We start from the raw sequence: 18684 nt of genomic DNA, 5'->3' as shown, positions 1-18684 counted from the left end.
CGTGAAAATCCGTGACCAACGACATACGTCATGGGTAGCCGTCCGGTAGCGCAGTGTCAGTGCTTGCCCCTAGGCTTGTGCGCATGTCCCCCCATTCCTCAACCCCTGGTTCCGTGCGCTCCGCCGCCGAGGTCAACGAGCAGATCCGTGCGCTGTGGATGCGCGCGGGCGGCTCCCTGTCGGCCCAGGAGCGCGCGGAGTACGAGCTGTTGGTGATCGAGTGGGCGGCGGCGATCCAGAGCGACGTCATCGAGGCGGCCTGACCGGCAGGCATCCTCCTTCGCGCCTCACACGGCCGGGGCGGCGTACGGCCTGACGAGTTCGTACGAGCGCAGGCGTGCGGCCAGGGCGTAGACCGGCGTGACCAGCATGAGTTCGTCCGCGCGGGTCACCTCCGCCAGGTCCGCCAGCTGCTTCGCGACGAAGTCCGGTGAGCCGTGGGCCTGTTGGGCGCGGAAGCTCGTCAGTGCCCGCTCTTCCTCCGCAGTGAACGAGTGGGCGGCCGCCTCTTCGGGAGTGGGGAAGGGGATGTCGCCCCGCCCCTTGAGCAGACCGGCCTTGACGACATCCATCGGGCCCGCCAGCCGGGCCGCCTCCTGCTGCGTCTCGGCGCACACCGTTTCCACGCAGACCAGCACCCGGGGGCGCTCGCACCAGCGGGACGGCGAGAACTGCGCCCGGTAGTGATCGAGTGCGGCGAGGGTGTTGTCCGGGCGAATGTGGTGGGCGAAGGCGAGCGGCAGCCCGAGTTCCGCGGCGAGCGCCGCACCGGCCGTGCTCGACGCAAGCAGCCACGGTTCCGGGAGGGGGCCGAGCGCGACCTCGTCCAGCAGGAAACGCAGGGTCGCCGCCACGTCGTCCCGGTACTCGTCGTCCGTCGTCGGCCCGGCCCCGCGCCGCAGGGCCCGCGCCGTCGGCTCGTCGAACGTCCCCGGACCGCGGCCGATACCCAGGTCGATCCGGCCGGAGTGCAGAGCGGCCAGCGTGCCGAACTGTTCCGCCAGCATGATCGGGGCGTGGTTGGGGGCGAGGACGCCCCCGGAACCGAGGCGTATGGACGAGGTCAGCGCGGCCGCGTGCGCGGTCAGCACGACGGGAGGGAACGCCCCGATGGCCGGGGAGTGGTGGTGCTCGGCGTACCAGAGGCGCAGGTAGCCGAGGTCTTCGACGCGTCGGGCGAACTCGGCGGTGTCCCGTAACGTGTCCGCGGCACGGGCGCCTGACTGGACCATGGCCACTTCCAGCGCGCCGATCGGAACGGTGATCATCCGGTCAGTATAGGAATCGCCAGCCGCCATGCGGACGCGCCGGACGTCGAACGGCAGGCACGGACAAGGAAGTTGGACGGCGCTGACAACGAAGTTGTGTCGCCGCCGCACACCCCCTTGGCCCGGCACGTCCCATGCCCAACACTGAGCCGATGACGCAGCGCGTGGAGCTCGCGACCGTGATGGACCGGCTGGCCGTCGACGAGGTGGTCACCGACTACGCGGGGGCCGTGGACGACGGTGACTGGACGGCGTACTTGGGGCTGTTCACACCCGACGGGCGCGCGGACTACCGCTCGGCCGGCGGCATCGAGGGGGCTGCCGGGCAGGTCGCCGCGTGGCTCGCCGAGAGCATGCTGCTGTTTCCGATGCGGCAGCATCTGATCGTCAACCGGCGGGTGCGGTTCGGGAGGCTGGAGCAGGACATCGGCGACACCGCGCGCGTACGGGCGGACTACGTCAATCCGATGCGGTTCGCGGCGGACGGGGAAGGGGCGGCCGCTCCCGACTTCGTGTGCGGCGGCCGGTACGCCTTCGGGTTGCTGCGGACGTACGACGGCTGGCGGCTGCGCGAGGTCGTCGTGGAGGAGAAGTGGCGGCGTCTTCCCGAGCCTCGTGTGGCGCCCGCGGCCGAGTGACCCGGGGCCATCTGTCCACGATCAGCGAAAGAACGCACACTGGAGCCACCACCGGGTAGGGAGGAGCCGTATGAAGACCTTCGGTCAATGGCTCGCTTCCCCGTGGCGGCGCTCGGCGATCGCCGCTCTGGCGGGCGCCCTGCCCGTGTTCGCGTTCCCCGCCCCTTCGCTGTGGTGGTTCGCCTACGTCGCCCTGGTTCCCTGGATCGTGCTGGTCCGCTCCGCGCCCACCGGGAAACGGGCGGCCTACGACGGCTGGTGCGGCGGGTTCGGCTACATGGTGGCCGTGCACCACTGGCTGCTGCCGAGCCTGAACGTGTTCATCTTCCTCATCGCCGCGCTGCTGGGCGCGCTGTGGGCGCCGTGGGGCTGGCTGGTGCGGCGCTTCCTGGGCGGGGTGCCCGGGACCAGGCCCGGCCTGGCAGCCCTCTTCGTGCTGCCGTCGGCCTGGCTGATGGTCGAGCTCGTGCGTTCCTGGCAGGGGCTGGGTGGCCCGTGGGGCGTGCTCGGCTCCAGTCAGTGGCAGGTGGAACCCGCGCTGCGGCTCGCCTCGGTCGGCGGCGTGTGGCTGCTCAGCTTCCTGGTGGTGGCCGTCAACGTCGCCGTCGCCGAGGTGGTGGGGTCGTGGGCCGGTGGCATGTCACGGACCACCGTGGTCTGGGTTCCGGCCGTGGCGGGCCTGGTCGCGACGACCGCCGCCACCTCGGCGGCCTGGGTGTGGTCACCGCGTCCGGACGTCGACGGCCGGGTGCGGATCGCCGTCGTGCAGCCGGGCGTCATCGACGGCGCCGACAAGCGCTTCGACCGCGAGGAACAGCTCACCCGCCGGCTCGCCGGGCAGCACCCGAACCTGATCGTCTGGGGCGAGAGCAGCGTCGGGTTCGACCTCGGCCAACGGCCCGACCTGGCGAAGCGCATCGCGGCCCTCTCTCGGGAGACGGGGGCCGACATCCTGGTCAACGTGGATGCCCGGCGCTCCGACAAACCCGGCATCTACAAGAGTTCGGTGCTCGTCGGCCCGGACGGGCTGACCGGCGACCGCTACGACAAGATGCGGCTCGTGCCCTTCGGCGAGTACATCCCCTTCCGTTCGGTGCTGGGCTGGGCGACCTCCGTCGGCAAGGCGGCGGGCGAGGACCGCAGGCGCGGCTCGGAGCAGGTGCTGATGAACGTCGGGCACGGGCTGCGCATCGGCCCGATGGTCTGCTTCGAGTCGGCGTTCCCCGACATGAGCCGCCATCTCGCACAGGACGGCGCCGGGGTGCTGATAGCGCAGTCGGCGACGTCGACGTTCCAGCAGAGCTGGGCGCCCGAGCAGCACGCCTCGCTGGCCGCACTGCGTGCCGCGGAGACCGGGCGGCCGATGGTGCACGCGACGCTGACAGGGGTGTCGGCCGTGTACGGGGCGAGCGGGCAGCGGCTGGGGTCCTGGATGGGGACGAGCTCCAGCGCGGCAGCGACATACGACATTCCACTGGCCCACGGCACCACCCCCTACGTCCGCTACGGCGACTGGCCGGTGCACGGCGCCCTGCTGATCCTCGCCGTGTGGTGCGCGGCCGAGGGCGTACGGGCGGTCCGGCTCAGGCGGCCCGGTCCTCAACCGCACGTACCACCCGCTCGCACAGTTCATGAGTCGCCAGTGCGTCCCGGGCGCTGAGCACCTTCCCCGCCCGTACCGCGTCCAGGAAGGCCAGCACCGCCTGCTCGATGCCGCGCTGCCGGGCCACCGGCACCCAGTCGCCGCGCCGCCGCACGGTCGGCTGGCCCTTGTGGTCGATCACCTCGGCGAGGTTGAGGACCTGCCGCTTGGTGTCCTGCCCGGACACCTCGAGGATCTCCTCCGCCGAACCGCTGAGCCGGTTCATCACCCCCAGCGCGGTGAACCCGTCCCCGGCCAGCTGCAGCACCACGTGGTGCAGCAGACCGTCCTGCACGCGCGCGCGTACCGTCACGTCGTCGACGGGCCCCGGCACCAGGAAGCGCAGCGTGTCCACGACGTGGATGAAGTCGTCGAGGATCATCGGGCGCGGCTCCTCCGGCAGCCCGATGCGGTTCTTCTGCATGAGGATCAGCTCGCGCGGGTGCTCGGCGCACTGGGTGTACCCGGGTGCGAAGCGCCGGTTGAAGCCGACCGCGAGCGAGACGTCGTGCTCTTCGGCGAGCGCCACCAGGCGCTCGGACTCGGCGAGTTCGTAGGCGAGGGGCTTGTCGACGTAGGTGGGCACGCCCGCCTCCAGCAGCCGGGTCACGATCTCCGGGTGCGTGAGGGTGGGCGCGTGCACGAAGGCGGCGTCGAGGTCCTGGGCGAGCAACGCGTCCAGGGTGGCGTGCCGGTGGTCGACCGGGAGGTGCAGGCTGTCGCCGACCCGGTCGAGCGTCGCGGGCGTACGCGTGTGCAGCTGCAGTTCGATCCCGGGCAGGGCCGCGAGCACCGGAAGGTAGGCCTTCCGCGCGATGTCACCGAGTCCGATGCAGCCGACCTTCACGGGGTGGTCTCCTCTGGCGCGTGCCTGCCGGGTCCTGCCGGAAGCATACGGCTGCCGCTGCGGCCACCGGCCGGCGAGGGAGACGAATCTGCGCAGGAGGAGCGCCGGCCGCGCCTTGCCGGTGCGGCGGTGGCGGTGCTGCGTACGGCCCGCCGCGACCCGGCTGCTCATCGTGTGGGCACGGACGATCGCCTCCTCGGCGGACTTGCCGGCGGCATGGCGTGCGCGGGGGCGGCGGCTGGGCAAGGTGGTGCGTGCCGTGACGCAGGGCGTCCTCGGGTCCGGTGGCGGCGCGGACCGACCCCGTACTACGGCGGAGTGATCCCGTCCGGGGCACGACCGGGCCGCCGAAAAATCGTGGTGGGTTCTGATGCCGTCGGGAAAGGATGCGGTCATGACGACCGAGCGCCATGAACCCGCGACCACCGCCGACGAACGCACCATGCTGGACGGCTGGCTGGACTATCACCGCCAGACCCTGGCCTGGAAGTGCGAGGGCCTGACCGACGAGCAGCTCAGGACCGCTGCCGTGGAGCCGTCCACGCTGTCCCTGATGGGACTGGTGCGGCACATGGCCGAGGTGGAACGCTCCTGGTACCGCCGGGTCCTCGCGGACGAGGACGCGGGCCCGATCTACTTCACCGACGAGGACCCGGACGGCGACTTCCATCTCACCGAGGCCGACACCTGGGCGGAGGCGTACGCCACCTGGCAGGCCGAGATCGAGGCCGCCCGGCGCAACGCGGCCCGCTTCGCCCTGGACGACACCTCCAAGGGCCGGCACCGGCGCACCGGCGAGCGTTTCAACCTGCGCTGGATCCACACCCACATGATCGAGGAGTACGCCCGTCACAACGGCCACGCAGACCTGCTCCGCGAACGCCTCGACGGCAGCAGGGGCGACTGACGTCACCCGGAGCGCGGCCCCTGCCCCCGTACGGGGCGGGAGATCACCCGCGCGGGGCATCCTTCGCTCGGACGCCGCCCCCGGGGCCTGTCGACCCGACATCGTTGCGCGGGTGCATCGAACGACGACCACCGCAACGCTCCTGGTCACCGTGGCCGTCTCGGCCCTCGCCGGCTGTGTGACGATCCAGCGCCCGCCCGCGTCCGGCCCGCCGCCGGCAGCGTCCCCGCCGTCGGCGCCGTACCCGGACGACCAGGGCACTCCGCAGATCGTGCAGGCGCCGGTCCGTGAGGCGCTGGAGGAGACCGCCCCGTCCGGGCGGCCGGAGCGCAAGCCACCCGAGCGGCAGGAACCGCCGCCCGCGCCGCACCCACACCCGCGCCCGCACCCGCACCCGCACCCGCGGTCCCGTCCCCGGCCGCCACACCCGGAGCCCGGGCACCACGGGCGGCCGCGCGTCGAGCTCCCGGACGTGCCCGAACCGGTCCCGAAGCACACGGACGTGTGCGCCCTCGGCCGGACGTACGGGGGCTGGCGGCCCGACAGCCCGGAGGCGGATATCTGCCGACAGGCGTACGGGCGTTGAGACGGCCGTAGCCGCTCCGGAGAGGCTCTACGGCCGCTGCCGTGGCGGCCCCAACCGTCCGTCGCCGTCGGGGCCCTTCTCCCCCAGCCGCAGCTCCAGTCGCCCGATCGCCGCCCGCACCCCGTCCCCGTAGCTGTCGTCCGCCAGTGCCTCGGCCGCGCTGCGGGCCTGGCGCAGATGGGTGCGGGCGGCGCCGCTGCGATCGAGCTTCACATAGTCGGCCGCCAGGTTCAGATGCAGCGAGGGGTAGAGGGCGCGCACCGCGAGGGTTCCCTCGTGTGCGGCGAGGCGGTCGTCCGTGAGTTCCTCGGCCGCGGTCAAGGCCCGAAGGTCCCATGCCAGTTCGTCCGCGGGGTCGTCCTGGGTGTCGGCCATGTAGTGGGCCAGCGTGCAGCGGTGCAGCGCGTCGCCGTGCTCGCCGATCTCCGCCCACAACTGGAGGAAGCGGTGCCGGGCCTCCTCGCGGTCGCCCGCGTGATGCAGCATGACGACCTGCCCGATCCGCGTCATCACGGCGTCCGTCGCCGCCTGCTCCTGTCCGTTGGCCACCGCGTCCTCCGCACACACTCGCCGGCTGGTCGGCTGTCCCGACCGACGCTAACCGCCGCCCGCGGCAATCCCGGTCAGGCGGCACCGGGCCGATCCGGAGCGGAACCGGCCCGGCGGGGTGGTCAGCCCAGATTCGGGATGGTCCAGTCGATGGGCTGATGCCCCTGGAGGGCCACGGCCTCGTTGATCTGCGTGAACGGACGGGAGCCGAAGAACTTCTTCGCCGACAGCGGGGAGGGGTGGGCGCCCTTGACCACCACGTGCCGGGTCTCGTCGATCAGCGGGAGCTTCTTCTGCGCGTAGTTGCCCCACAGCACGAAGACCGCCGGGTCGGGCCGGTCGGCCACCGCGCGGATCACGGCGTCGGTGAACTTCTCCCAGCCCCGGCCCTTGTGCGAGTTGGCCTCGCCGCCGCGCACCGTGAGCACCGCGTTGAGCAGCAGCACGCCCTGCCGGGCCCATGGCATCAGATAGCCGTTGTCCGGGACCGGCAGACCGAGCTCCTCCTTCATCTCCTTGTAGATGTTGCGCAGCGACGGCGGGGTTTTGACGCCCGGACGGACCGAGAAGCACAAGCCGTGGCCCTGTCCCTCGCCGTGGTACGGGTCCTGGCCGAGGATCAGGACCTTCACCTGGTCGTACGGTGTGGCGTCCAGCGCGGCGAAGACCTCCTCGCGCGGCGGGTACACGGGACCCTTCGCCCGCTCCTCCTCGACGAACTCCGTGAGTTCCTTGAAGTAGGGCTGCTGCAGTTCCTCGCCCAGGACCCCGCGCCAGGACTCGGGCAGCATGGCGATGTCGGTCACGTCAACTTCCTTACGATGTGCGGTAAACCGGGTGCGGTCGCTTCCAGGATCAGAACCTACAGGCGACCACTGACAACGGCCCCGCGCTCCCCGAAAGGCATCGCCTACCAGCTGGTCTTTCGGGACAGCTCGCCCATCAGCATGATCGTCGACGGGTCCAGCGCCTGCTCCGCGCCGGAGATGTCCTCGCTCGCGGCCACGTACTGCTTGCCCTGCCACAGCGGCAGCAGCCGGGCGTCGTTCACCAGGATCTGCTGGGCCCGCTCGAAGTCGGAGACCACGTTGGCGCGGTCGCTCTCGCTGCGCGAGCGGGGCAGCAGCTTCCCGGTGATCTCCGGCGCCGGATAGGGCGTGCCGAGCGCGTTCTGGTTGCCGACGAACGGCGCGATGAAGTTGTCGGGGTCCGGGAAGTCGGGGAACCAGCCGCGCCCGAAGACCGGGTACTCGCCGTTCTGGTAGCCCTTCACGTACGTGTTCCAGGGGCGGCTCTTCAGGGTGATCGTGAACAGGCCGGAGTCCTCCAGCTGCTGCTTGATCTCCGCGAACTCCAGCTTGGTGGAGGAGCCGTAGCGGTCGGTGGTGTACCAGAGGGTGAGCGGGACGCGCCGGGTGATGCCGGCATCGGCGAGGATCTTGCGGGCCTTGGAGGTGCTGGGGCTGCCGAAGTCGTCGAAGAAGTCGGTGGTGTGCCCGGTCAGGCCCTTGGGGACCATGGAGTACAGCGGCTCGACGGTGTCCTTGTAGACCTTGTGCGCGATCGCGCCACGGTCGACGAGCTGGGCGATCGCCTTGCGGACGGGGAGCTTGCCCGCCCAGGGGTCCTTCGGGTTGAACACCAGGTAGTTGATCTCGATGCCGGAGCCCTCGATGAGCTGGAGGTTCCCGCTCGCGTCATGGCGCTGGAGGTCGACGATGTCGTTCGCGTTGAGGCCGCGGAAGGCGACGTCGACCTGCTTGTCCTTCAGGGCGGTGACCATGGTGGACGAGTCCTGGAAGTAGCGGATGGTCACCGCGTCGTTCTTGCGCTCGGCGTAGCCCTTGTAGGTGTCGTTCTTGACGAGCTCGGCCTTCTTGCCGTCCTCGTACGACTGGAGGGTGTACGGCCCGGAGCCGTCGATGCTGTCGCCCTTGCGCAGCGATCTCTCGGGGTACTCCGCGGGGTCGACGATCGACATGGCGGGGGTGGCGAGCACGAACGGGAAGGTGGCGTCGGGCTTGTTGAGGTGGAAGACGATCTCCCGGTCGCCCAGCGCCTGCACCCGGGCGAGGCTGCCGAGCAGTCCGGCGGGCCCGCCATTGACGTTGATCTTCAGGATCCGGTCGATGGAGTACTTGACGGCCTTGGCGTCGAGCGGGTGCCCGTTGGAGAACTTCAGGCCCTCGCGCAGCTCACATGTGTACGTGGTGTTCGAGCTGTCGGAGAAGCGGCAGCTGTCCGCCGCGTCCGGCTGCGGGGTGGTCGCTCCGGAGGGGTAGCTCAGCAGCGTCTGGTAAATGTTGCGGAACAGTTCCCAGGACTGGTCCCAGGAGGCGGCGGGATCCAGTGTGCTGGGCGCGCTGGTCGTCCCGACCACGATGGGGCCCTTGCCGTCGGAGGAGTCCGCCGAGAGAACTCCGCATCCCGCCACCAGCGACGATATGGACGCGATGGCCGCCGCCTGCCACAGGCCTCGGTTCCGGTTGAACACGCGCTCGCTCCTCGATCTGCCGTACCAAGGGTCGGCAGACCATACCGCAGTGCAACGAGGGTTGAACCCGGTCGGTACAGGGGCCTTGATCAGCTTCTTTATGACGACGTTGTCATTCCGCTGTGCCTCTCCCGTACGACGACAAGGGCGCCGTTTCCGTCAAGGAAACGGCGCCCTTGTGCACCCGATCGTTACGGTTGCAACCGCTTGCGTCAGCCGACGCCGGCGTTGAGGAAGATGCCGCCGTCGACGACGAGCGTCTGGCCGGTGACCCAGGCGGACTGCTCGGAGGTGAGGAACGCGGCGGCGCCGCCGATGTCGGAGGGCACGCCGAGCCGGGCCAGCGGGTAGGCGGCGGCCGCCTCCGCCTCCCGGCCCTCGTACAGGGCCTGCGCGAACTTGGTCTTGACGACGGCCGGGGCGATCGCGTTGACCCGCACCTTGGGCGCGAACTCGTGCGCCAGCTGCTGGGTCAGGTTGATCAGCGCGGCCTTGCTGACGCCGTACGCGGCGATGAAGGGCGAGGGCGCGAGGCCCGCGACGGAGGCGATGTTGACGATCGCGCCGCCGTTGTCCTTCTGCCAGGCGTGCCAGGTCTTCTGCGCGAAGCCGAGCGCGGAGATCACGTTGGTCTCGAAGACCTTGCGGGCCACGTCCAGGTCGAGGTCGGCGATCGGGCCGAACACCGGGTTGGTGCCGGCGTTGTTCACCAGGTAGTCGACGCGGCCGAAGGCCTCCATGGTGCGCTCGACGGCCTCGGCCTGGTGCTCCAGGTCGTGCGCCTTGCCGGCGATGCCGATGACGCGCTCTGCGCCGAGCTTGTCGACGGCCTCCTTGAGGGCGTCCTCGTTGCGGCCGGTGATGGCGACGCGGTCACCGCGGGCGACCAGCGCCTCGGCGACGCCGTAGCCGATGCCTCGGCTGGCGCCCGTGACGAGGGCGACCTTGCCGGAGAGGGCGGGCAGTTCAGTCATGGTGCGTGTTCTCCTAGTCGAGCGGTCCGCCGGCGACGTACAGCACCTGGCCGGAGACGAACCCGGCCGCCTCGCCCGTGAAGAAGGCGATGGCGTTGGCGATGTCGTCCGGCTCTCCGACCCGGGCCACGGGGATCTGGGTGGCGGCCGCGGCCTTGAAGTCCTCGAAGCCCATGCCCACGCGCGCGGCCGTGGCGGCGGTCATGTCGGTGGCGATGAAGCCGGGGGCGACGGCGTTGGCGGTGATGCCGAACTTGCCGAGCTCCTTGGCGAGGGTCTTGGTGAAGCCCTGCAGACCGGCCTTGGCCGCGGAGTAGTTCACCTGGCCGCGGTTGCCGAGCGCCGAGGACGAGGACAGGTTGACGATCCGGCCGAAGCCCGCGTCGACCATGTGCTTCTGGACGGCCTTCGACATCAGGAAGGCGCCGCGCAGATGGACGTTCATGACGGTGTCCCAGTCGGAGACGCTCATCTTGAAGAGCAGGTTGTCGCGCAGCACGCCCGCGTTGTTGACCAGGATCGTCGGCGCGCCCAGCTCCTCCACGACACGCGCGATCGCGGCCTCGACCTGCGCCTCGTCGGAGACGTCCGCGCCGACCGCGAGGGCCTTGCCGCCCGCCGCGGTGATCTTCTCCACGGTGTCCTTGCAGGCGGCCTCGTCGAGGTCGATCACGGCGACCGCGCGGCCCTCGGCGGCCAGTCGTACGGCGGTCGCGGCGCCGATGCCGCGCGCTCCGCCGGTGACCACAGCGACCCGCTGCTCAGTGGTGGACATTGCTGCTTCTCCTCGCCCTCGAGAAAGTACGCCCGCTTGAAAGTACGTCCGTCGTCAGTGCGCCCGCTCGGTGAGCGACCGCTTAGTACCTTCGGCAGACGTGACGCTAGAAGGCCTGGCACTCGGTGTCAACGGCACGCGGCGCGGGTGTGATCCATTACCTCACCAGCAGCTCGAGCAGGCGCTCCGTCTCGGCCGCCGGATCGGCGGTGAGCCCAGTGTGCACCGGCCCGGGCTGGAGAACCGTGGAACGCGGCGCAATCAGCCATCTGAAGCGCCGTCCGGCGTCGTCACCTGCGGCCTGCCCGGCCGCCTCCCCGCCGCCGCACACCCGCTCGACGGCCCCGAGGGCGGCCCGGATGCCGGCCACGTCCGCCGCCGGGTCGAGGGCCAGCAGCCGCGCCTCGTCGAGGTGGGTGCGGGCACCGACGTAGGCCTTGGCGCGGCAGTAGACGAGCACGCCGGCGTTGATGCACTCGCCGCGCTCCACCCGCGGTACGACGCGCAGCAGCGCGTACTCGAAGACGTCCCGGTCGCCGCCCTGGCCGCCGCGGATGATGTGCCGTTCGACCACCGAGCCGGCCATGTGGATGTGGCGCTCGCTCATTTGCCCTCCTCGATTCCGGTGACGCGCTCGTGGACGACGGCGGCCCGGGCCAGCAGTGGCCGCGCGTAGGCCCGCCGGAGGTCGTCCGGCGTGTCGAAGCCGGGTTCGCCGGCCAGCCAGGCGTCCGGGATCTCGGCGGTGGCCTCGGTGAGGAGTTCCTCGGTGACACGCGGCGCCAACTCGGCGGCGGCGCCCGCGAGATCGGGGGCGAAGCGGGCGAGGGCGTGGTCGGAGGCGTCGTAGGCACGGCCCGCGGAGGCCTCGGCGCCCGGCCAGTTGTGGTGCCAGATCATGGTGGCGCCGTGGTCGATGAGCCACAGATCGCCGTGCCACACCAGCAGGTTGGGGTTGCGCCAGGAGCGGTCGACGTTGTTCACCAGGGCGTCGAACCAGACGATCCGGCCGGCCTCCTCGGGGCTCACCGTGAAGGCGAGCGGGTCGAAGCCGAGGGCGCCGGAGAGGAAGTCCATCCCGAGGTTGGTGCCGCCGCTGGACCGCAGCAGATCCTGCACCTGCTGCTCGGGTTCACCGAGCCCCAGCACCGGGTCCAGGTCGACCGTCACGAGCCGGGGCACCCGCAGGCCGAGCCGGCGGGCGAGTTCGCCGCAGACCACCTCGGCGACCAGGGTCTTGCGGCCCTGTCCCGCGCCGGTGAACTTCAGGACGTAGGCCCCGAAGTCGTCGGCCTCGACGAGCGCGGGCAGCGATCCGCCCTCCCGCAGGGGCGTGATGTAGCGGGTCGCGATGACTTCCTTGAGCATCGCCCCAGGTTACTGGCCGACAGCGAAACGACAGCTCTGGCTTACCTCCCCCTGAACCCGGACCCGTCAAGCTCTCGACGTCGTCTGAACAACCCTTGCTCGGCGACCGTACCCCTGGACAGATCTTCGAAGCCTGCATGGAAGGGAACGTCAGCATGACCAGCGAACCGCTCCATCCCGTTCCGGCACCCGGCCGCCGTACCGTCGTGGCGGCGGTGGGCGCGACGGGGCTCGCCGTCGCGCTGACCGCGTGCGGATCGGACAACGGGTCCTCCGACTCCTCGTCCTCGAACGTCCGGGCGGGCGACAACGCGAGCGGCGGCTCCAGCGCCTCGTCCGGCTCCGGCGGCGGCACCGCGCTGGCCAGGACGGCCGACATCCCGGCGGGCGGCGGCAAGATCTTCAAGGACCAGGGTGTGGTGGTCACCCAGCCGACGGCCGGCACGTACAAGGCGTTCTCGTCGAAGTGCACGCACCAGGGCTGCGCGGTGTCCGAGATCTCCAACGGCGTGATCATCTGTCCGTGCCACAAGAGCGAGTTCTCCGTGGCCGACGGCAGTGTGAAGAAGGGTCCCGCGACCCAGCCGCTGCCAGCCGAGAAGATCACCGTGAGCGGGGACTCGATCACGCTGGCGTGATCCGCCTGCGCCGGGGCCGCTTGAAGCAGCCCAGGACCTCGTCGGTGGTCACGACCGTGGCGACCAGTGCGAGGGTGTGGCGGATCATCGCGGAGGTGTACTCCGAGGGCACTCCCGCGATGGCGTCGGACGGCACGACGGCGGTGTAGCCGCGGTTCACCGCGTCGAACACGGCGTTCGGGATCGCCACATTGGCCGAGACCCCGGTCACGACCAGGGTGCGGCAGCCCAGGTTGCGCAGCAGCGCGTCGACGTCGGTGCCCTGGACCGGGGACAGTCCGTGCAGCCGTCGTACGATCAGGTCCGCCTCGGTGACCTCGATCGGGGCGGCGACACGCACCGCCTTCGTACCGGACAGCTGCTGTACGGGAAGGCGTTCGGCGGCGCGGAAGAGGCGGGCGTTGCGGCTCGCCCCGCGGCCGTCGGGGCGGCGCTCGGCGATGGCGTGGACGACCTGGATCCCGCTCTCGTGCGCGGCCGCCACCAGCCGGGCGACGTTGGCGAGGGCCCCCGAGGAGCGTGCCTCGCGGGCGAGTTCGGGCAGCGCGCCGTCCGGGCCGACGACCCCCTGCTGGCACTCGACGGTCAGCAGCACGGTGGTCGCCGGGTCGAGGAGTTCGCTGAGCTGTTCGTACGACGGCACGGTTCCCCCTGGTCGGCGGCGGTCCGGAGCGGGCGAGCGTAACGGCCATTGCGTACGGACGGAAGACGTCCCATCCTTTTCAGACCGTCCTTTTCTGACGTGATGTCAGAGGATCACTGGAGTTCCTCTGACACGACGTGAGAGAAGAGGGGGCCGCATGACCGTCACTCAGCGTCGGGGCCGGAAGATCATGATGACGCCCGGTGAGCTGGACGAGTTCCTCGTCACCCAGCGCACCTGTCGGGTCGCCACGGTGTCCGCGGGTGGAGCGCCGCACGTCAGCACGTTGTGGTTCGCCTGGGACGGCACCTCGATGTGGCTGTACTCCGTCGTGCGCAGCAAGCGCTGGACCGATCTGCGGCGCGATCCGCGGGTCGCGATCGTGGTCGACACCGGCGAGGAGTACGACGAGCTGCGCGGCGTCGAGCTGTCCGGAACGGTGGAGTTCGTGGGCGAGTCCCCGCGCATCGGGGAACTGTGCGCCGAACTCGACATCCCGGAGACCCTGTTCGCGCGCAAGAACTTCAACCTGGAGGAGATGCCGCACGACGGCCGGCACGCCTGGGTGCGGCTGACCCCGGAGAAGATCGTGTCCTGGGACTTCCGCAAGCTGGGTCCGGCCTAGGCCACCTCGCGCCCCGCGTCCTGGAGCGCCTCCACCGCCGCCCGGATCGACGGGCGGCGGTCGGCGTCCGCACGCCAGACGGCGTAGATCTGGCGCCGCACCGACTGCCGCACGGGCACGGCCCGCACCCCCTCCGGGAGCGGTCCGCGCCCCAGTCTCGGTGCCACGCACACCCCCAACCCCGCTCCGACCAGGGCGAGTTGGGTGGGGTGTTCCTCGGCGCGGTGGGCGACGCGCGGCTCGATGCCCTTGGAGCGCAGGGTGTGGATCAGCCACTCGTGGCAGAACTCGTTCTCGCCCCAGGTGATCCACTCGTCGTCGGCGAAGTCCTCCAGGTCGACCTCGGTGCGCTCCGCGTAACGGTGGTCGACGGGCATCGCGATGTCCGCGGTGTCGTCGAGGATGACGGCCTTGACCAGCCCGTCGGGCATGGGCAGCGGTCTGTTGTACCAGTCCAGGACGACGGCGAGGTCGAAGTCTCCGCGCATCACGGCGAGGACGGCGGGCTCGGGCTCCGTCTCCCGCGAGGTGACGCGCAGCCCGGGATGCGCCTTGCGCAGCCGGGACAGCGCGGTCGGGAACAGACCCCGTGCAGCGGTCGGGAACGCCGCCAGCCGCAGCTCCCCCACCACCTCCCCGCGGTGCGCCTCCAGGTCGGACTGGGCGAGCTCGACCTGCGACAGGATCCGGGCCGCGTGCTCGGCGAGCAGCCGGCCCGCGTCCGTGAGCCGCACGCCCCGCCCGTTCTTGGCCAGGAGCGGCTGCCCGACCTCCCGCTCCAGCTTGGCCAGTTGCTGGGAGACGGCCGACGTCGTGACATGCAGCCCCTCGGCGGCACCGCTGACGGAGCCGTGCCGGGCGAGGGCGTCGAGGGTGCGCAGACGCTCCAGATTCAACATGTAAGCAATGCTACGAGGTATCCGGCGCAAATTCTCGATTGTGCTACGAGGTGGTGTGCATCATCGTTGCGCCCATGAGCATCACCGCACCCCGCACCCGCCCCACCCTCGACTGGCGTCTGCGCTTCGGCGCCCTCTCGCTGATCTGGGGGTTCAGCTTCCTGCTCATCAAGGTCGGCACGGAGGCGTACGCGCCGTTCCAGGTCACGCTCGGACGGCTGGTGTTCGGTACGGCGGTGCTCGCGGCGGCCATGGCGGTGAAACGGGAGCGCCTGCCGCGCGGGGCACGCACCTGGGGGCATCTGGCGGTGGCGGCGCTCCTGCTCAATGCGCTGCCGTTCTCCCTGTTCGCGTACTCGGAGCTGACCATCCCGTCCACCCTGGCCGGCATCTGCAACGCGACCTCACCGCTGTGGGGCATGGCGCTCTCGCTGGTCGCGCTCTCCGAGGACCGCCCGACCCGCGTGCGGGTGGCCGGCCTCGGCCTCGGCTTCCTGGGCGTTCTGACGGTGCTCGGTGCGTGGCAGGGCTTTCACGGGCTGGACGCCACCGGCACGGCGATGGCGCTGCTGGCCTCGCTCAGCTACCCCGTCGGCTGGATCTACGTCCGCCGTACGCTGGCCGGGGCAGGGCACTCCCATCTGTCCATGACGGGGGCGCAGCTGCTGCTGGCCGCGGTGCAACTCGGCGTGGTTACGCCGCTGTTCACCTCGCTTCCGGCGCGGTTTCCGTTGGTGCCGCTGATTGCCGTCGCCGCGTTGGGGGTGCTGGGGACGGGGCTCGCGATTCTCATCCAGTACGGACTGGTGGCCGAAATCGGGCCCACCACGGCGCAGATGGTCACGTACTTCATTCCGGTGATCGCCACGGCTGCGGGGGTTGCTGTTCTTGGGGAGTCGTTGCGGTGGTCCACTCCCGTGGGGGCGGTGATTGTTCTGGCGGGGGCTGCACTCACGCAGGCGCGGGCTCGTTCAAGTGCACCTAAGGGGGCAGAGGTTGAGGAACGGGTGCGGGTGCGGGTGAGCAGCGGCTTGTCGCGCCCACGCGGCGGAGCCGCAAAGTGATACAGCCCCGCCTAGACGTAGCTTCGGGTCGGTGAAGGGCCAAGAGCCCTGGCGATCGCGTCCGCCAGGAGGTTGACCTCCTCTGGCGCCAGGGTCGCCACCGTGACGCGGATGCCCGGTGGGGCGCTCATGCGGAAACGTGCGCCGGGGGCGACCGCCCAGCCGGCGTGGAGGAGGGCGGCCACCGCGGTGGTTTCGTCGGGGACGGGGATCCAGACGTTGAGGCCGGTGCGGCCGTGGGCCTCGACGCCGCGTTGGGCGAGGGCGTCGATCAGGAGGTCGCGGCGGGTGCGGTAAGTCTCCGCGACCGCGCGGGTGTCCAGCGCCTCGTCGGACCACAGCCGTACCACCGCCCGCTGGATGAGGCGGCTGACCCAGCCGGGGCCGAGGCGGTGCCGGCCGCTCACCCGGTCGACCGTGGTGGTGTCGCCGGTGAGGACGGCGAGGCGCAGGTCGGGACCGTACGCCTTGGCGACCGAGCGCACGAAGGCCCAGTGCCGGGTGATGCCGGCCAGGGGGTGCAGCGGGAGGTCGACGATGCCGTGGCCGTGGTCGTCCTCGACGAGGAGGATCTCCGGGTGGTCGCGGAGCACGGCGCGCAGGGCACGCGCGCGCGTGGCGGTCACGGCGGCGCCGGTCGGGTTCTGGGCGCGGTCCGTGACGATCAGGGCGCGGGCGCCGGCCTCCAGGGCCTGTCGTACGTCCTCGGGGAGGGGCCCCTCGTCGTCGACGCCCACCGGGGCCGTGCGCAGGCCGAGCGCCGGGACGAGGTCGAGGAGGCTGCCCCAGCCGGGGTCCTCCACGGCGACGGTGTCCCCCGGTTTGAGATGCGCCGCGAGCACGCGCTCGATGGCGTCCAGTGAGCCGGACGCGACCGTCAGCGGTCCGTCGGGCACCCCGTCGGCGTCCAGGTCCGCACGCGCGATCCGCTCCAGCTCCGGCTCCACGAGGGCGTCTCCGTACAGCACGGGCTCCCGGTCGCCCTGCTCGCCCGCCGCCGCGAACACCTTCGCCAGCGAGGGCAGCAGCGCCGGGTCGGGGTTGCCGCTCGCCACGTCCCGGACGCCCGCGGGCACATCCATCCGGACGTGGTCGCGCCCCGTGGTGGCCGGCTTGGCCCGCACCCTGCTGCCGCGCCGCCCTGACGTCTCGATGACCCCGCGCTCCCGCAGGATCCGGTACGCGGACGCGACCGTGTTCGCATTCACGCCCAGCTCGACCGCCAACTCCCGCATGGGGGGCAGCAGTTGCCCCGGCTCCAGCTCGCCGGACCCCACCGCACGCTCGACGCTCGCCGCAATCTCTGCTGCGCGTCGCCCTTCGATCCGATATCCTTCTAGCACAAACCAGATTATGCACTAGTGCAATGGAGATGGCAATGCAGGGGACCCAGCAGCAGCCGACGTCGCAGCCCGCCGCCTACACGCCGACCGACCGCACCGTCCCCACCCGCTCCGCGGACCGGGCGTCGTACGACAAGGAGCTGGTGCACGCGATACTCGACGAGGGTTACGTCTGCCATCTGGGCTTCGTGCGGGACGGCGCACCGGTGGTGCTGCCCACGCTCTACGGGCGCGTCGGCGAGCGGCTCTACGTGCACGGTTCGACGGGCTCCCGTCCGCTGCGGATGACCGGCAGCGCCGACCCCGGGCTGGCCGTGTGCCTGACCGTCACGCATGTGGACGCGCTGATCCTGGCCCGTTCGGCCTTCCACCACTCGATCAACTACCGGTCCGTGGTGGTGCACGGCATCGCGCACGACGTGACCGACCCCGAGGAGAAGCGGGCCGCGCTGGACGCCCTGGTCGACCACGTCGTACCGGGCCGGGCGGCCGACTCCCGGCCCGCGAACAGGAAGGAGCTGGCCGCCACCGCGGTGATCCGCCTCGACCTGAACGAGGTCTCCGCCAAGCTCCGCACGGGCGGTGTGAACGACGAGCCCGAGGACCTGGCCCTGCCGCACTGGGCCGGCGTCGTCCCGCTGCGTAAGGGGTACGAAACCCCGGTGCCGGACGCCGACCTGATCCCGGGCACCACGCTCCCCGAGTACCTGGCGGTGCCGTGATGCTGATCCACCCGTGGGACGCGGCCCGTGACGACGCCGAGTGGCAGCAGTGGCTGGGCGCGCACGACTTCGGGCAGCTCGCCGTCAACGGTCTGCCGGGGGAGCCTCCCCACGTGCAGCCGCTGCACTTCGCCTACGACGCCGAGCGCGGCGAGGCCGTCACGCACCTCGCCCGCCCCAACCCCCTGTGGCCGGCGCTGGAGGCGCACCCGGACGTCCTGCTGAGCGTGGTCGACGACTACGTGTACGTCCCCGGACCCTGGCAGGCCCCGCCGGACGCCCCGCCCGAGCACGGCGTCCCGACGAGTTTCTACACCGCGGTCCAACTCCGCTGCACCGCCCATGTCGTGGATGATCCGGCCGAGAAGGCCGCCCTGCTCAACCGCCAGGTCGGCCACTTCCAGCCCGAGGGTGGTTCCGCGTCGGCGGCGGTGGGCGAGGAGCCGTACGGCAGGCTTCTCTCCGGCATCCGTGGTCTGCGGCTCGAAGTGGTCGACGTGCGGGCGAAGTTCAAGTACGCGAGTCACAAGCCGGAGCAGGTCCAGGACCGGCTGGTGGCCGAGCTCGCCGCGCGGGCCGGCTCCCGGGACGCGGCGGCCCGGGAGCACCAGCTGAGACGACGAGGGGTGTGGTCGGGGGCACGGTGACGCACCTGCTCGATGACCATGGGCCGGGTCCGGTTACCGGTCCGCCCCCTCGGCC

22 protein-coding genes are annotated in these 18684 nt (G+C 71.1%); 10 read left to right on the top strand and 12 right to left on the bottom strand.

The window, feature by feature from the left end; all coding sequences use genetic code 11:
- Window positions 1-83: 83 nt before the first annotated feature.
- A complete protein-coding gene (locus ACFY1E_RS28840; protein WP_030927711.1) occupies window positions 84-263 on the top strand; it encodes a hypothetical protein in 180 nt (59 codons plus the stop codon).
- 24 nt (window positions 264-287) lie between these two features.
- Here the strand turns inward: ACFY1E_RS28840 and ACFY1E_RS28835 are convergent, their stop codons facing one another.
- Entirely contained in the window at window positions 288-1268 is a 981-nt protein-coding gene (locus ACFY1E_RS28835; RefSeq protein ID WP_389080625.1) for an LLM class flavin-dependent oxidoreductase, read from the bottom strand.
- Window positions 1269-1420: 152 nt separating this feature from the next.
- Between ACFY1E_RS28835 and ACFY1E_RS28830 the strand changes: the two genes are divergently transcribed.
- Together ACFY1E_RS28830 and lnt are read left to right on the top strand one after the other, a co-directional pair.
- Window positions 1421-1906 (top strand): nuclear transport factor 2 family protein, encoded by a 486-nt coding sequence (locus ACFY1E_RS28830; protein ID WP_389080623.1) that lies wholly within the window; start codon window positions 1421-1423, stop codon window positions 1904-1906.
- 70 nt (window positions 1907-1976) lie between these two features.
- Window positions 1977-3566 carry an apolipoprotein N-acyltransferase gene (lnt, locus tag ACFY1E_RS28825; RefSeq protein ID WP_389080621.1) on the top strand — a complete coding sequence of 530 codons (1590 nt, stop codon included), beginning with the start codon at window positions 1977-1979 and terminating at the stop codon, window positions 3564-3566.
- On the opposite strand, the gene ACFY1E_RS28820 is transcribed toward lnt, so the two are convergent.
- Window positions 3490-4395, bottom strand: coding sequence for a Gfo/Idh/MocA family protein (locus tag ACFY1E_RS28820; protein ID WP_389081057.1), 906 nt, complete (start codon window positions 4393-4395; stop codon window positions 3490-3492). The two genes, lnt and ACFY1E_RS28820, sit on opposite strands and share 77 nt — an antisense overlap.
- A 394-nt stretch (window positions 4396-4789) precedes the next feature.
- Here ACFY1E_RS28820 and ACFY1E_RS28815 point away from each other — a divergent pair, with 394 nt between their 5' ends.
- Both ACFY1E_RS28815 and ACFY1E_RS28810 read left to right on the top strand, forming a co-directional pair.
- Window positions 4790-5302, top strand: a complete 513-nt coding sequence (locus ACFY1E_RS28815; protein ID WP_389080620.1) for a DinB family protein — start codon at window positions 4790-4792, stop codon at window positions 5300-5302.
- A gap of 112 nt (window positions 5303-5414) precedes the next feature.
- On the top strand, window positions 5415-5888 hold the full coding sequence (locus ACFY1E_RS28810; protein WP_389080618.1) for a hypothetical protein: 474 nt from the start codon (window positions 5415-5417) through the stop codon (window positions 5886-5888).
- Between the two features lie 27 nt (window positions 5889-5915).
- Here ACFY1E_RS28810 and ACFY1E_RS28805 read toward each other — a convergent pair whose 3' ends face one another.
- From ACFY1E_RS28805 to ACFY1E_RS28775, 7 genes are all read right to left on the bottom strand, one after another.
- Window positions 5916-6437, bottom strand: a complete 522-nt coding sequence (locus ACFY1E_RS28805) for a hypothetical protein (RefSeq protein WP_389080616.1) — start codon at window positions 6435-6437, stop codon at window positions 5916-5918.
- Between the two features lie 122 nt (window positions 6438-6559).
- Complete coding sequence (gene ung, locus ACFY1E_RS28800; protein ID WP_389080615.1) at window positions 6560-7243, bottom strand: uracil-DNA glycosylase; 684 nt, start codon at window positions 7241-7243, stop codon at window positions 6560-6562.
- A 104-nt stretch (window positions 7244-7347) separates the two neighbouring features.
- Window positions 7348-8931, bottom strand: coding sequence for an ABC transporter substrate-binding protein (locus tag ACFY1E_RS28795; protein WP_389080614.1), 1584 nt, complete (start codon window positions 8929-8931; stop codon window positions 7348-7350).
- Window positions 8932-9143: 212 nt separating this feature from the next.
- Window positions 9144-9905, bottom strand: a complete 762-nt coding sequence (locus ACFY1E_RS28790) for an SDR family oxidoreductase (RefSeq protein WP_389080612.1) — start codon at window positions 9903-9905, stop codon at window positions 9144-9146.
- 13 nt (window positions 9906-9918) lie between these two features.
- Entirely contained in the window at window positions 9919-10680 is a 762-nt protein-coding gene (gene fabG / locus ACFY1E_RS28785; protein WP_344399191.1) for a 3-oxoacyl-ACP reductase FabG, read from the bottom strand.
- Window positions 10681-10837: 157 nt separating this feature from the next.
- The gene (locus ACFY1E_RS28780) at window positions 10838-11287 is read right to left on the bottom strand and encodes a DUF3037 domain-containing protein (protein ID WP_389080610.1); all 450 of its coding nucleotides are present in this window, start codon (window positions 11285-11287) and stop codon (window positions 10838-10840) included.
- Complete coding sequence (locus ACFY1E_RS28775; RefSeq protein ID WP_389080609.1) at window positions 11284-12048, bottom strand: HipA family kinase; 765 nt, start codon at window positions 12046-12048, stop codon at window positions 11284-11286. The genes ACFY1E_RS28780 and ACFY1E_RS28775 overlap by 4 nt, the downstream gene beginning before the upstream one ends.
- Before the next feature lie 155 nt (window positions 12049-12203).
- Between ACFY1E_RS28775 and ACFY1E_RS28770 the strand changes: the two genes are divergently transcribed.
- Window positions 12204-12686 (top strand): Rieske (2Fe-2S) protein, encoded by a 483-nt coding sequence (locus ACFY1E_RS28770; protein ID WP_389080608.1) that lies wholly within the window; start codon window positions 12204-12206, stop codon window positions 12684-12686.
- Here the strand turns inward: ACFY1E_RS28770 and ACFY1E_RS28765 are convergent.
- Window positions 12673-13329 carry a cysteine hydrolase gene (locus ACFY1E_RS28765; protein ID WP_389080607.1) on the bottom strand — a complete coding sequence of 219 codons (657 nt, stop codon included), beginning with the start codon at window positions 13327-13329 and terminating at the stop codon, window positions 12673-12675. The genes ACFY1E_RS28770 and ACFY1E_RS28765 overlap by 14 nt on opposite strands.
- Before the next feature lie 157 nt (window positions 13330-13486).
- Here ACFY1E_RS28765 and ACFY1E_RS28760 point away from each other — a divergent pair, with 157 nt between their 5' ends.
- Window positions 13487-13954, top strand: a complete 468-nt coding sequence (locus ACFY1E_RS28760) for a pyridoxamine 5'-phosphate oxidase family protein (protein WP_389080606.1) — start codon at window positions 13487-13489, stop codon at window positions 13952-13954.
- On the opposite strand, the gene ACFY1E_RS28755 is transcribed toward ACFY1E_RS28760, so the two are convergent.
- Complete coding sequence (locus ACFY1E_RS28755) at window positions 13951-14853, bottom strand: LysR family transcriptional regulator (RefSeq protein ID WP_389080604.1); 903 nt, start codon at window positions 14851-14853, stop codon at window positions 13951-13953. The genes ACFY1E_RS28760 and ACFY1E_RS28755 overlap by 4 nt on opposite strands.
- A 74-nt stretch (window positions 14854-14927) precedes the next feature.
- On the opposite strand from ACFY1E_RS28755, the gene ACFY1E_RS28750 reads away from it, so the two are divergent.
- Entirely contained in the window at window positions 14928-15917 is a 990-nt protein-coding gene (locus ACFY1E_RS28750) for a DMT family transporter (RefSeq protein ID WP_389080603.1), read from the top strand.
- An 11-nt stretch (window positions 15918-15928) separates the two neighbouring features.
- On the opposite strand, the gene ACFY1E_RS28745 is transcribed toward ACFY1E_RS28750, so the two are convergent.
- A complete protein-coding gene (locus ACFY1E_RS28745; RefSeq protein ID WP_389080601.1) occupies window positions 15929-17260 on the bottom strand; it encodes an aminotransferase class I/II-fold pyridoxal phosphate-dependent enzyme in 1332 nt (443 codons plus the stop codon).
- Between the two features lie 35 nt (window positions 17261-17295).
- Between ACFY1E_RS28745 and ACFY1E_RS28740 the strand changes: the two genes are divergently transcribed.
- Both ACFY1E_RS28740 and ACFY1E_RS28735 read left to right on the top strand, forming a co-directional pair.
- Window positions 17296-17982 (top strand): pyridoxamine 5'-phosphate oxidase family protein, encoded by a 687-nt coding sequence (locus tag ACFY1E_RS28740; RefSeq protein ID WP_389080600.1) that lies wholly within the window; start codon window positions 17296-17298, stop codon window positions 17980-17982.
- Window positions 17982-18629, top strand: coding sequence for an FMN-binding negative transcriptional regulator (locus tag ACFY1E_RS28735; RefSeq protein ID WP_389080598.1), 648 nt, complete (start codon window positions 17982-17984; stop codon window positions 18627-18629). Before ACFY1E_RS28740 ends, ACFY1E_RS28735 begins: the two co-directional genes overlap by 1 nt.
- The last annotated feature ends 55 nt before the right edge of the window (window positions 18630-18684 follow it).

The sequence above is a fragment of the Streptomyces sp. NPDC001604 genome, from assembly GCF_042893475.1.
Classification (GTDB): domain Bacteria; phylum Actinomycetota; class Actinomycetes; order Streptomycetales; family Streptomycetaceae; genus Streptomyces.
This window is presented reverse-complemented; position numbering and strand designations above follow the sequence as displayed.